The following is a 12357-nucleotide window of genomic DNA, read 5'->3' on the forward strand; positions in this document are numbered from 1 at the left end:
ATCGCGGTGTACATGTCTTACCTTCGTGTAAAGCCAGCCAACGGAGGAGGGCGCGATGAGCGAGATGACCGGCACGGTGCCGCTGGGGTCGACCGAACGATGGACCGACAAAAAGCGGTATCTGTGGCTGATCGGGCTGGTCGTGCCGTCGCTCGCGTTCCTCGCGATCGGCTTGCACGCCGCGACCGGCTGGGGCGTCTGGTTCTGGATCGGGCCGATCGTGATCCTGGCGATCGTGCCTGCGATCGACCTGGTCGCTGGCCTCGACCGGAGCAATCCGCCGGACGACGTGATTGAACGGCTCGAACAGGACCGCTACTACCGGTGGATCACCTACCTGTTCCTGCCGATCCAGTACGTCGGGTTCGTCTTCGCGTTCTGGCTGATCGCCCGCGGTGAACTGTCCATCGCGGACAAGATCGGGCTCGCCGTCTCGATCGGCTGCATTGGCGGAATCGGCATCAACACCGCGCACGAACTGGGCCACAAGAAGGAAAGCCACGAGCGCTGGCTGTCGAAAATCGCGCTGGCGCAAAGCTTCTACGGGCACTTCTACATCGAGCACAACCGCGGCCACCACGTGCGGGTCGCGACCCCGGAGGACCCGGCGTCGAGCCGCGTCGGGGAAAGCTTCTACCGGTTCTGGCCGCGTACTGTCTTCGGCTCGCTGAAATCCGCCTGGGGATTGGAGCGCAAGCGTTACGCCCGCCGGAACAAGCATCCGTTCCGGATCGGCAACGACGTGCTCAACGCGTGGCTGATGTCCGCGGTGCTGTGGGTGGCGATGGTGGCGTGGCTTGGCGTCGGGATCCTGCCGTACCTGGTGATCCAGGCGGTGATCGGGTTCTCGCTGCTGGAAGTCGTGAACTACATGGAGCATTACGGGATGCTGCGGCAGAAGGTCGGACCGCCGGAGCGCCGCCGTTACGAGCGGGTGGATCCCAGCCACAGCTGGAATTCCAACAACATCGCGACCAACGTCCTGCTGTATCACCTGCAGCGGCACAGCGATCACCACGCCAACCCGACCCGCCGCTACCAGACCCTGCGCGACTTCGCCGAATCGCCGGTGCTGCCGACCGGCTACGCCGGGATGATCGTGCTCGCGCTGTTCCCGCCGCTGTGGCGGCGCGTGATGGACCAGCGGGTGCTCAACCACTTCGACGGTGACATCAGCCGGGCGAACATCCAGCCGTCCAAGCGGGAGAAAGTCCTTGCCCGGTATGGGTCTTCCGCTACCGAGACCGTTGCCGTGCTGGACGACGTGCGCGGTGACGCCAGCGAAGGCGGGATGTGCCCCGGTTGCGGATACGTCTACGACGAGCAGCGCGGCGACCCGCGCGAAGGCTTCCCGGCCGGTACGCCGTGGTCGTCCATTCCGGACAACTGGTGCTGTCCTGACTGTGGCGTAAGGGAAAAAGTGGACTTTGTCGCTCCCGGAAGGATGAGTGTGTGATGCGGATCGAAGCGGATTTGACCAAATGTGACGGCCTGGGCATGTGCGAAGCGATGGCGCCGGACTTCTTCGAGGTGGGTGACGAGGGCACGGTCGTCGTGCTCGACGGGAACCCCGGCGAGGAGCACCGGACCGACCTCGCCGCGGCGGTCGACGCCTGCCCGGTGCTCGCGTTGAAACTGGTGTCATGACGCTCGCGGTGGTCGGCGCGTCGCTGGCGGGCCTGCGTGCGGTCGAATCGGCGCGACGAACCGGGTACGACGGCCGGATCGTTTTGCTTGGCGCGGAAGAGCACCTGCCGTACGACCGGCCACCGCTGTCGAAGGCTTTCCTCGCGGCGGACGGACCCGTTGCGGTGGAACCGTTTCTCAGCGAAGAAGCCCTGCGCGAACTCGGCGTCGAACTCCGGCTGGGCACTCCCGCGACCGGACTCGAACCGATCGCCCGCGAGATCCACATCGGTGACACGACGATCTCCTACGACGCCGCAGTCATCGCGACCGGAGCCGTCGCCCGAGTTCTCCCTGATGCCGAAGGGATCTCTGGAATTCACTCACTGCGCACCGCGGACGATGCGATCGCGATTCGATCCGCATTGGACAGTGGGGCGAGGACGGTCGTGATCGGAGCCGGATTCATCGGCTCAGAAGTTGCTTCCGCGGCGCGCAAACGCGGCCTGCCAGTATCCATTGTGGAAACACTGGAAACACCTTTGGCGCGCGCAGTCGGACCCGAGGTCGGCGAGGTCTGCGCGGATCTGCATCGCGCGGCAGGCACCGATCTCCGGCTGGGCACCAGGGTCACCGGGTTCACGGCGAAAGACGGTGCGGTATCCGGCGTCCGGCTGGCTACCGGCGAAGTCCTCCCCGCCGACCTCGTCGTCGCGGGAATCGGCGCGGTCCCGGCCACCGGCTGGCTGCGCGACAGCGGCCTGCTGCTGCACGAACGCGACGGCGGCATCATCTGTGACGGCACCCTGGCCGCCGCACACGGCGTCTACGCGGCTGGCGATGTCGCGCACGTGGCGAACGCGTTGTTCGACGACGAGCTGATGCGGCTGGAGCATTGGACCAACGCGGCCGAGCAGGGTGCGATCGCGGCCCGGCACGCACTGGACCCGGCGAGTGCGCGGGTGTTCAACGCCGTGCCGTATTTCTGGTCCGATTGGTACTCGCACCGCATCCAGTTCGTCGGAACGCCGCGCGCGGACGAGGTGATCGTCGCGGTCCCGGCCGAGCACGGCTTCACCGCGCTGTACCGGCGCGGCGATCGGCTCGTCGGCGCGTTCACGATCGACCGGCCGCGCGACATCATGAAGTACCGCAAGCGGATCGCCGCGCGAGCGCCGTGGTCCGAGGCAGTGGCCTTCGCTCTGGAAACGGCCGCCTAGAATGACCGCCATGAGCGTGCTTCCGGTGCCCGCGGGCGGCCAGTACCGGCAGCCCCTCATCACCGCCGCCATCGAACTCACCGCGAAATCCGGCTGGTCGGCGGTCACCATGGCGCGGCTGGCCGAACTGGTCGGGGTGAGCAGGCAGACCGTCTACAACGAGATCGGCTCGAAAACCGCGCTCGCCGAGGCGATGATCTCGCATGAGCTGCGCCGGTTCCTCGCCGTCGTGAGCACCGCGTTCGACCGGCATCCGGACGACCTGGTCGAGGCGATTTACGACGCCGTCCGCGCGGTGCTCGAACTGGCCGACGACAACATCCTGCTGCGCGCCATCGCCTCCGCGACACACGGCACCGACACCGAATTCCTCCCGCTGCTGACCACTCGCGCCGGCACCCTGCTCACCGAAGCGAAAGCCGTGCTGCGCGGCCGGGTCCGCGGCTACGCGCCGCCGTTGGACGACAACCAGCTCACCGTGGTCATGGACCTCGTCGTGCGCACCGTGCTGAGCCACGTGATGCAGCCGTCGGGCACCCCCGCCGAAACCGCCGACGGCCTGGCCTGGGTCGCCGCTCGGGTGCTCGGCACCGGCCCGTCGGGGTCGATGCGCACCCGCTCGTAATCGAGATGCGCGACCGGAGCCGCCCGTGTCAGCCTGCCGCGCGTGAACCGTGAACGACTTTCCGCACTCGCACATACCCGGCACCCCATCGCGGCCCCGATCAGCGACGACGAGGTCCAGCGCCTCATCAACCTGAGCGTCCCGCACGAGGAAGCGGCGGTCCTCGACCTGGGCTGCGGCGGTGCCGAATGGCTCATCCGCGCCCTCGTCGCGTACCCAAAACTCCGCGCCGTCGGCGTCGACACGTCGGAATTCGCCCTCTCGCGCGCCCGTGCCACCGCGGCCGCCCAAGGCGTCGCCGACCGCCTGACCCTTCACCAGCAGTCCGCCGCCGAATTCCCCGCCACCGCCGAATTCGACACCGTCCTGTGCATCGGCTCGACCCACGCCTTCGGCGGCCTGCCCGCCACCCTCGCCGCACTGCGAGCCCACGTCCGCCCCGACGGCCGCGCCCTGCTCGGCGACGGCTACTGGGAAGCCGGACCCACCCCCACCGCGCTCGAAATCTTCGGCGACCTGCCCGACCTGCCCGAACTCCTCGACCAGGTGATTTCCACCGGCTGGACGCCGACCCACGGACACACCAGCACCCGCGCCGAACTGGACGCCTACGAATGGTCGTGGACCGGCAGCCTCACCGAATGGGCCCTGGACCACCCGGACGACCCCGACCAAGCCGAAGCCCTCGCCGCCGCGGCCGCCCATCGGGAGGAGTGGCTTCGCGATTACCGGAAGTCGTTCGGGTTCGCGTGCGTCGTGCTGCGCCCTTGACAAAACTTCTTGTCAATGCCACTTTCGGACTCGACCCCAACCCGCGAAAGGGCAGTCCGATGACCGACCTCGTGCCGTTCCTGATGTTCCAGAAGCGCGACGCCGCCGAGGCGATGGCCTTCTACACCTCGCTCTTCCCCGGCGACTCCGTGCTGTCCGAACAGCGCTACGACGCCGACGGCCCCGGGCCGGAGGGGACGATCGTGATGGCCGAGTTCACCGTCGCCGGGCAGCGGGTGCGGTGCAGCGACAGCTTCGTTCAGCACGGTTTCGACTTCACGCCGTCCACCTCGCTGTTCGTCACCGTCGATTCGGCCGACGAGCTCAAGCGGGCCTACGAGGCGCTCGGCGAGGGCGGCGGAACCCTGATGCCGCTCGACGACTACGGCTTCGGCCCGTTCGCCTGGGTGAACGACCGATGGGGCGTCTCGTGGCAGCTGAGCGCGAAGGGCTGAGCAAGATACCTGTACGGTTTCTTTTTGCGATCGCTAACCGCGAGGGATCCGCAGCTCGAGCGCAATTCCTGACGCTATTGACCGAGCGACAGATGCTGCGAAAAGGAATCCGGCCCGAATAACCACGGACGGGTTAACCCGGGGCATTCGGGCACCGCTATGGTGGGCTTCGGGAGGTTGGCGATCAGCCTGAGGGGGGCCGATACCGCATCCCTTGGCCAGCCGTTTGACCTGCGAGAGTCCGTCGAGGCGGACCGTGCTCGCGGCGAGCGGCTGGCTTTTTCAGTGCTGCGGGAATCGCGGTTTCGTCTCCAAAACCCCAGCTGCAGTGAAATGCGGCGACGGAATTCGCGGGCGACGGTCTCAAGCGGCACGATTCCGGTACAGCCACCACACGTCCCGCCCGAAGGACCAGCCCAGGGTCGCCACCGCGACTCCGGCCAAGGCCACCGGCGCGATTCCGGCCGCCGCGGTGGTCAGGGCGATTCCCTGCAAAGCCGCAACTGCCTTCCGGGCCCGGCTGGGGCGCAGCGGCGCTCGGAGCCACGGCCACAGCCGGGCCGCGGCCACGAAGGCGTAGCGCATCAGGCCGATCGCCAGCACCCACGGGCCGACCCTTGTCGCGACCAGGACGCTCAGTACCAGGATCAGGAAGGCGTCCGCTTCCATGTCGAACCGGGCGCCCAGCGCGGAGGCAGTTCCGGTGCGGCGCGCGACGTAGCCGTCGAGAGCGTCCAGGGCCAGTGCGACTGCCGCGATGGGGACGATCAGGGGCAGCGGCGGGTGCCCGCCGAGGTGGTCGGCGATCAGGGCGGTCACGCTGCCGATCAGGGCCGCTCGGGCGAGGGTCACCTGATCGGCGGGGCCCAGGCGGTAGACCCGGATGCGCCAGGCGCCCTGGGTGAGCAGCACCAGCAGGCCGAGCAGGTAGGCCACGCCGACCGCCCAGCCGGCCAGGCCGAGGCCGGTCGTCACCGTGAGCAGGGTCAGCAGCGCGAGTTGCGCCAGCAGCGCGGGGGCCTGCTGGACGACGGTTGAACCCAGCTCGGCCGGGGTTCGTGTACAGGTGGAGACAGCCATTTCTCCTCGATCCGGCAGCAACGGAGGACAACCTTGACACGGGCGGCGCAGGCCTTCTGGTTCACTTCGGCCGCGGGCGGGGAACTCCGGCCGGCGGAAATCGCTGCTCCGCAGGCCGACGAAGTGCTGGTCCGAACACGTTTTTCGGCATTGAGCCGAGGCACGGAAAGTCTCGTGCTGCGCGGTGGGGTGCCCGAAAGCCAGCACGCCATCATGCGCGCGCCGTATCAGGAGGGCGACTTTCCGTGGCCGGTGAAGTACGGCTACCTGAACGTCGGGGAGGTCCTTTCCGGACCGCCGGAGCTGACCGGACGCACGGTGTTCTGCCTCTATCCACATCAGACCGAGTACGTCGTGCCCGCGTCGGCGGTCACCGTGGTGCCGGACGACGTTCCCGCGGCGCGGGCGGTGCTCGCCGGGACCGTGGAGACCGCGGTGAACGCGCTCTGGGACGCGGCACCGCTGGTCGGCGACCGGATCGCGGTCGTCGGGGCGGGGATGGTCGGGTGCAGTGTGGCGCGGCTGCTGTCCCGGTTTCCCGGCGTGGACGTCCAGCTCGTCGACCCCGACCCGGACCGCGCGGAGATCGCGGACGCGTTCGGCATCCGTTACGCCACCCCGGAAAACGCCAGCGGCGACCTCGACCTCGTGGTGCACGCGAGCGCGACCGACGCCGGGCTCGCGCGTTCGCTGGAGCTGCTCGGCCAAGAGGGCACGGTGGTCGAGCTGAGCTGGTACGGCGACCGCCAAGTATCGGTGCCGCTCGGCGAGAACTTCCACTCGCGGCGGCTCACGGTGCGCGGCAGTCAGGTCGGCACCGTCTCGCCCGCTCGTGCGGCGAGGCGCGATTACGGCGACCGGATGGCGCTGGCGTTGCGACTGCTCGCGGATCCGGCGTTCGACGCCTTGATCACCAGCGAATCCACCTTCGCCGAGCTGCCGGACGTCGCGGCGCGGCTGGCGGACGGAACTCTGCGCGGACTGGCCCACCGAATCACCTACCCGTAAAGGAGAACGCGTTGTTCAGTGTCACCGTGCGCGATCACATCATGGTCGCCCACAGTTTCCGCGGCGAGGTTTTCGGACCCGCGCAACGTTTGCACGGCGCGACGTTCGTGGTCGACGCGACGTTCCAGCGGTCCGAATTGGACTCGGACAACATCGTCGTCGACATCGGGCTCGCCACCCAGCAGCTCAGCGCGGTGCTCGCCGACCTGAACTACCGCAACCTCGACGACGAACCCCACTTCGCCGGGGTCAACACCTCGACGGAATACCTCGCCAAGGTGATCGCCGACCGGCTCGCGGACCGCGTGCACGCCGGGGAACTCGGCGAAAACGCGCGCGGGCTGGCACAGATTTCGGTGACCCTGCACGAATCCCACGCCGCTTCCGCCGGATACGAGCGGTCCTTGTGACCACAGTGGACTCCTCCGGCTACGCGCCGGAATGGCTGCGACTGCGTGAACCGGCCGACACCGCGGCCAGGGCGGCCGATTTGGTCGCCTTGCTCCCGGCCAGTCCGGCGGTCATCCGGGATCTCGGCTGCGGCACCGGGGCGATGGGACGCTGGCTGAGCGGCCGGCTTCCGAAGCCGCAGCGATGGATTCTGCACGACCAGGACCCTGGGCTGCTGGAGATCGCCGTGCGCAGTCTTCCGCCGGGGATCAGTGTCGACGCGGAGCAGGCCGACGTGACCCGGCTGGACCTCACCGGCACGTCTTTGGTCACGGCTTCCGCCTTGCTGGATCTCCTTACCCCTGAGGAAATTCAACGACTGGTCAAGTCCTGTGTGGACGCGCGAAGCCCAGCGTTGTTCACGCTGTCCGTGACCGGATCGGCCCACCTCACGCCATCGGACCCGCTGGACGAAGCACTCAACGCTGCCTTCAACGACCACCAGCGCCGAGGCGGAAAGCTGGGTCCCGAAGCCGTCGCCTTCACCGCGGAAGAATTCAACCGGCACGGCTGGACAGTCCACACCAGACCGTCACCCTGGCGGCTCGGTCCGGAGCACCGCGAACTCATCGACGTCTGGTACCGCGGATTCGTTGCCGCGGCACGAGAACAAGATCCATCCCTGGCTGCTCCCGGCGACCGGAAGATCACCGGAGTCACCGTGCAGCACCGGGACTTACTCGCTCTGCCCTGACTCCCGGCGCGCCCGGGCCCGGCGTTTGCCCTCGTGCATCGCCGCGACCCGGGCGACCGGGATCGTATGCCCCTCGGTCACCAGATCCGCGGGAAGTTCCTGCGGTTCCGGCAGTTCCTCCGCCCACGGGTCCGCACTGCCCAGCTGCTCCACCGCGGTCTTCACCGTGAAATCCGCCGGCGTGACGTTGTCCGCGTCCGCCCAGCGAACCGGGAACGACACTGGCGCGCCCGGCCGGATCCGCGGACTGTAAACGGCCGCTACGGTGGCCCCGCCCGCGCGGGTGGAATCGAGAAACACCTTGCCGTGCCGGTCTTCCCGGATGAACGCCGTGGTCGCCAGCTGCGGATCGATCCGCTCGGCGCGCGCGCCGACCGCCCGGGTCGCCGCCGCGACGTCCTCAAAGGACAGTCCGGGAACCAGCGGCACGAAGACGTGCACGCCCTTGGACCCGCTGGTCTTCAACGCACCGGCGAGCCCGACGTCGGCCAACGCCTGCCGCACCAGCCGGGCCGCCGCCACCGCGACCTGGAAATCCGCGCCGTCGGGCGGATCGAGGTCCATGATCAGATCCGTCTGGCCGACCGGATCCACCCGGGTCAGCGCGGGGTGCAATTCGACCGCGCGCTGATTGCCGAACCACAGCAGCGTCCGGCGGTCGTTGCACAGGCCGTAGGTGACTGTCCGGTGCGAACTCTCCGCCCACAGTTTCGCCCGCGGCACCCACTCCGGCGTGTACTTCGGCAGGTTCTTCTGCATGAACGCGTCCTGCCCGCGCAGCACCCGCATCACCGACAGCGGACGGTCGCGCAGCACCGGCAGCAACCGGTCCGAAACGGCGTCGAGGTAGTCGATGAGATCGCGCTTCGTCACCCCGGCGTCGACGAACAGCTCCTGGTCGAGGTTGGTCAGGGAAACCCCTTCGCGCACCTCATCCGCTTTACTCATGCTGCCTCCGCGGCAGAAAGTACGTCGGCAGTGGCCATAGTCCAACCCTTGCCCACCAGCCCATCCCGGTCAACCGCTTAGACGAGCGGTTTCCCCTTCCGCACCCGCCGCCGGAAGTCCGCGAGACACGCGTCGTAGGGAAACCGCCGCACCCGCACCGGAAGCGGTTCGACCATTCGGCCGATCCCGCGCATCAGCCGATCGAACCGGCGCTGGTCCGCGGCCGACCACGGCAGCCGCATCTGCTCGCGGAACACCTCGGGCAGGAAGCCCGTCGTGACGAAGCGGTGGAACCGTCCGAAGAGGAACGACAACGGACGCGGCAGGAACTCCAGGTTCGCGATCGCGGTGAGGTATTCGCGCAGCCGGTCGTCGATATCCACCCGGGACAATCCGTCCGCCCAGTACGCGGCGAAGTCCTTCGGCCAGTCTTCCGGACGCACCTGCAGCGTCGTACCCAGCACCGCGGCCTCGGCGTACCACGATTCCGGCGCGGGACGACCGAGGAAAGCGCGATGCACGTCCTCGACGCCGTGGCACAGACAGGCAGCGACCCACAGTTGCAGCTCGCGGTCGAAAGCGCGGTACTGAACGGGACTCGCCTCGGTCGAAACCACCTGCGCGTGCACCGCGTTCACTGCCCGCCGGTACGCCGCCCGGTCAGCGTCGGTGCCCAGCACGGCAACGGCGAGATACGTGACTGTCGTGCGGGTGCGTTTCAGCGGATGCTTGAAGAGATTTCCCGATTCCACGCGGCTTTCCAGCACGCCGTAGCCGACCTCGGGCCGACCCAGCTGCATGATCACGTTCGCGCCGCCCGCGAGCAGGCTGACGCCGAGCATGCCGTCTTGGAGCATCCGTCCAGGGGACGCCTGGAGTTGACACCCTGTCAAGAGGCCCGCACGCCCGGCTAAAGCACCGACCGCGCGAACTCGATCAGCACCCGGGCCGCAGGCCCGGAGGGACCGTCGGACCGCCATGCCAACGCCAGCTGTCCACGCAGCTCCGGGCGCAACCGCAGCGTGTGCAGGTCCTTGGCGTAGTAGCGGGCCAGCGACTCCGGAACCAGCGCCACGCCGAGACCACGCATCGCGAGCTTGGCCAGCACGTTCGGGTCGCTCGCCTCGATCGTCACGCGCGAGTGCAGCCCGGCCGCGGCGAACCCCCGGTCCAGCACCCCGCGCATGCCGGTGCCCTTCGGCAGGCAGATCAGCGGCCGTTCGGCCAACTCGGCCAGCGCGAGCGAAGCGCGGTCGGCGAACTCGTCATCCAGCGCGGTCACCGCGACCAGTTCCTCGTCCAGCACGATCTGCGTGGTCAGCCCAGCGGGCACCCCGTCGGCCAGGCCGATCACCGCGACGTCCAGCCGTCCTTCGCGCAACGCCTCGACCATCAGGTCGGAATTCGCTTCGCTGAGCGTGATTTCGACGCCCGGATACCGCTCGGCGAACCCGGCCAGGAACTCCGGCAGCTCCACCGGCCCGAGAGAAGTCACCATCCCCATCGACACCTGACCGCGCACCAAGCCTTCGTGCTCGGCGACCGTCTCGCGCACTGCCGCGACCGCCGCGAGCGCGGCCCGAGCGTGCGGCAGCGCGGCCTCGCCGACGCCGGTGAGCCGGACCGTGCGCCCGGACCGGTCGAACAACGGCTGTCCCAGTTCGCGTTCCAGCCGCCGGATCTGCGCGCTGACCCCGGGCTGCGCGACGTGCATCCGGGCCGCCGCGCGCGTGAAGTTGGCTTCCTCCGCGACCGCGACGAAGTATTCGAGCTGATGCAGTTCCATAACCAGTAATTCTAGCCGCCGGAACGAGTATCTCTTGGACTTATCGCTAAGCAGCCAGCAGGCTGGAGGCATGCAGAAGTTCACCCCTGATCAGCCCGGCTACCGCGAAGAGATCGCCGGGTTCCAGACCGGCATCACCTCCACCCCGCCGCTGGTCGTCGCCGCCACCAGCGCGGACGACGTCGCCGCGGCGGTCCGGCTCGCGAACGAGCGGGACCTGCCGGTTTCCGTGCAGGCGACCGGACACGGGCTGCGCGCACCGGCCGAGGGCGTGCTGATCTCGACCCGCCGGATGACCGGCGTGACCATCGACCCGGACCGCGCGGTGGCGCGCGTCGAAGCCGGAACCACCTGGGGCAGCGTCATCACCGCCGCCGCGGAACACGGGCTCGCGCCGCTGAGCGGTTCGGCACCCGGCGTCGGCGTGGTCGGCTACACCCTCGGCGGCGGTTTCGGCCTGCTCGGCCGGCATTTCGGCCTGGCCTCCGACCGCGTCCGCTCCGCCGAACTCGTCCGGCCCGACGGCACCCGCGAAACCGGACCGCTCGGCAGCGGGATCGTCACCGCTCTGGAGTTCGATCTGGTCCCGGTGACCACGCTGTACGGCGGCGGACTGTACTTCGACACCGCCAAGATCCCGGACGTCCTGCGCACCTGGCGCGACTGGACCACCGACCTGCCCGACACCGTCGGCACCTCGGTCGCGATGGTGCCCTACCCGGACTTGCCGATGGTGCCGGAACCGTTGCGGGGCAAGCACATCGCGCACATCCGGGTGGCTTACCTCGGCACCGGCGGCGACCAGCTCGTCGCACCGCTGCGCGCACTGGGCCCGCTGCAGGACACGCTGACGACGATGCCGTTCACCGACTCCGGCAAAATCGCCGCGGAGCCGCCGAACCCGCACTCCTACCTCGGCGACAACCGCGTGCTGCCGACGCTCCGGGACGACGTGCTGAGCGCGGTGCTCGACCACGCCGGCCCGGAAGCATCCGTACCTACTGTGCTGATCATCGACCTGCTCGGTGGCGCGTACCAGCACTCCTCCGCACCGGATTTCACCGCCGAATCGCGCTACACCGTGCGCGCGTTGTCGATGGTCGAGCCGGACGCGGCGACCGTGCAGGCCGCGCACGCCAAGCTGTTCGCTCCGCTGGACCCGATGTCGACTGGACGGCTGCGGAGCTTCGTCTACGGTCAGCCGCTGAGCTGACTGCGCTCAGCGTTCGAGAACGAAGACCGGGATCACGCGCTCGGTCTTCTTCTCGTACTCCGCGAAACCTTCCGCGTGCGCGACCATCCCGGCATACAGCCGGTCCCGCTCGGCGCGGTCGGTCACGAGCTTCGCGGTCGCCGGGAACTTCTCGGTGCCGACCTCGACCGTGACCGACGGGTTCGCGACGAGGTTGTGGTACCAGTCCGGGTTGGTGTCCGCGCCGCCCTTGGACGCGACGATCACGATCCGGTCGCCATCGGTGGTGTACACCAGCGGAGTAACCCGCTGCTTGCCGCTCTTCGCACCGGTGTGCGTGAGCAAAACCATGTTCTTGCCTTCGAACATCCCGCCGACCTTGCCCGCGTTCGCGCGGAACTCGTCGATGATCTGCTGATTCCAGTCCGACATCGGAGAACTCCCTGTTGCTGATGTAACAACAAACCTAGGATCGCGCGAATCGGGCTGTCAACACACCCGC

At 68.4% G+C, this 12357-nt stretch carries 15 protein-coding genes; 10 read left to right on the forward strand and 5 right to left on the reverse strand.

Annotated features, from left to right (window positions below; all coding sequences use genetic code 11):
• Window positions 1-55 precede the first annotated feature (55 nt).
• From ACZ63D_RS37790 to ACZ63D_RS37815, 6 genes are read left to right on the forward strand one after another with little or no spacing between them, the layout of a single operon-like run.
• Window positions 56-1456 (forward strand): fatty acid desaturase, encoded by a 1401-nt coding sequence (locus tag ACZ63D_RS37790; RefSeq protein ID WP_465359121.1) that lies wholly within the window; start codon window positions 56-58, stop codon window positions 1454-1456.
• Window positions 1456-1647 carry a ferredoxin gene (locus ACZ63D_RS37795; protein ID WP_465359122.1) on the forward strand — a complete coding sequence of 64 codons (192 nt, stop codon included), beginning with the start codon at window positions 1456-1458 and terminating at the stop codon, window positions 1645-1647. Before ACZ63D_RS37790 ends, ACZ63D_RS37795 begins: the two co-directional genes overlap by 1 nt.
• Complete coding sequence (locus ACZ63D_RS37800) at window positions 1644-2846, forward strand: NAD(P)/FAD-dependent oxidoreductase (protein WP_465359123.1); 1203 nt, start codon at window positions 1644-1646, stop codon at window positions 2844-2846. Before ACZ63D_RS37795 ends, ACZ63D_RS37800 begins: the two co-directional genes overlap by 4 nt.
• Before the next feature lies 1 nt (window position 2847).
• The gene (locus tag ACZ63D_RS37805; protein WP_465359124.1) at window positions 2848-3471 is read left to right on the forward strand and encodes a TetR/AcrR family transcriptional regulator; all 624 of its coding nucleotides are present in this window, start codon (window positions 2848-2850) and stop codon (window positions 3469-3471) included.
• Between the two features lie 42 nt (window positions 3472-3513).
• Window positions 3514-4242 (forward strand): SAM-dependent methyltransferase, encoded by a 729-nt coding sequence (locus ACZ63D_RS37810; RefSeq protein ID WP_465359125.1) that lies wholly within the window; start codon window positions 3514-3516, stop codon window positions 4240-4242.
• A 59-nt stretch (window positions 4243-4301) separates the two neighbouring features.
• Window positions 4302-4697 carry a VOC family protein gene (locus tag ACZ63D_RS37815; protein ID WP_465359126.1) on the forward strand — a complete coding sequence of 132 codons (396 nt, stop codon included), beginning with the start codon at window positions 4302-4304 and terminating at the stop codon, window positions 4695-4697.
• A gap of 363 nt (window positions 4698-5060) precedes the next feature.
• Here the strand turns inward: ACZ63D_RS37815 and ACZ63D_RS37820 are convergent, their stop codons facing one another.
• On the reverse strand, window positions 5061-5777 hold the full coding sequence (locus ACZ63D_RS37820) for a CDP-alcohol phosphatidyltransferase family protein (protein ID WP_465359127.1): 717 nt from the start codon (window positions 5775-5777) through the stop codon (window positions 5061-5063).
• 33 nt (window positions 5778-5810) lie between these two features.
• Here ACZ63D_RS37820 and ACZ63D_RS37825 point away from each other — a divergent pair, with 33 nt between their 5' ends.
• The 3 genes from ACZ63D_RS37825 to ACZ63D_RS37835 are packed head-to-tail and all read left to right on the forward strand — an operon-like array spanning window position 5811 to window position 7929.
• Complete coding sequence (locus tag ACZ63D_RS37825) at window positions 5811-6785, forward strand: zinc-dependent alcohol dehydrogenase (protein ID WP_465359128.1); 975 nt, start codon at window positions 5811-5813, stop codon at window positions 6783-6785.
• A gap of 11 nt (window positions 6786-6796) precedes the next feature.
• Entirely contained in the window at window positions 6797-7195 is a 399-nt protein-coding gene (locus ACZ63D_RS37830) for a 6-pyruvoyl trahydropterin synthase family protein (protein WP_465359129.1), read from the forward strand.
• Complete coding sequence (locus tag ACZ63D_RS37835) at window positions 7192-7929, forward strand: class I SAM-dependent methyltransferase (protein WP_465359130.1); 738 nt, start codon at window positions 7192-7194, stop codon at window positions 7927-7929. The genes ACZ63D_RS37830 and ACZ63D_RS37835 overlap by 4 nt, the downstream gene beginning before the upstream one ends.
• Here ACZ63D_RS37835 and ACZ63D_RS37840 read toward each other — a convergent pair.
• The 3 genes from ACZ63D_RS37840 to ACZ63D_RS37850 all read right to left on the reverse strand — a co-directional run bounded on the left by ACZ63D_RS37840 (window position 7912) and on the right by ACZ63D_RS37850 (window position 10663).
• Complete coding sequence (locus ACZ63D_RS37840) at window positions 7912-8877, reverse strand: DNA polymerase domain-containing protein (RefSeq protein WP_465359131.1); 966 nt, start codon at window positions 8875-8877, stop codon at window positions 7912-7914. The genes ACZ63D_RS37835 and ACZ63D_RS37840 overlap by 18 nt on opposite strands.
• Before the next feature lie 77 nt (window positions 8878-8954).
• Window positions 8955-9734 (reverse strand): oxygenase MpaB family protein, encoded by a 780-nt coding sequence (locus ACZ63D_RS37845; RefSeq protein WP_465359132.1) that lies wholly within the window; start codon window positions 9732-9734, stop codon window positions 8955-8957.
• Window positions 9735-9787: 53 nt separating this feature from the next.
• A complete protein-coding gene (locus tag ACZ63D_RS37850) occupies window positions 9788-10663 on the reverse strand; it encodes a LysR family transcriptional regulator (RefSeq protein WP_465359133.1) in 876 nt (291 codons plus the stop codon).
• Window positions 10664-10733: 70 nt separating this feature from the next.
• Here ACZ63D_RS37850 and ACZ63D_RS37855 point away from each other — a divergent pair, with 70 nt between their 5' ends.
• Entirely contained in the window at window positions 10734-11876 is a 1143-nt protein-coding gene (locus ACZ63D_RS37855; RefSeq protein ID WP_465359134.1) for an FAD-binding oxidoreductase, read from the forward strand.
• Between the two features lie 6 nt (window positions 11877-11882).
• On the opposite strand, the gene ACZ63D_RS37860 is transcribed toward ACZ63D_RS37855, so the two are convergent.
• Window positions 11883-12287: a nitroreductase family deazaflavin-dependent oxidoreductase gene (locus tag ACZ63D_RS37860; RefSeq protein ID WP_465359135.1), complete on the reverse strand. Its 405-nt coding sequence runs from the start codon at window positions 12285-12287 to the stop codon at window positions 11883-11885.
• Window positions 12288-12357: the final 70 nt, after the last annotated feature.

Source organism: Amycolatopsis sp. NPDC104775 (assembly GCF_055583325.1).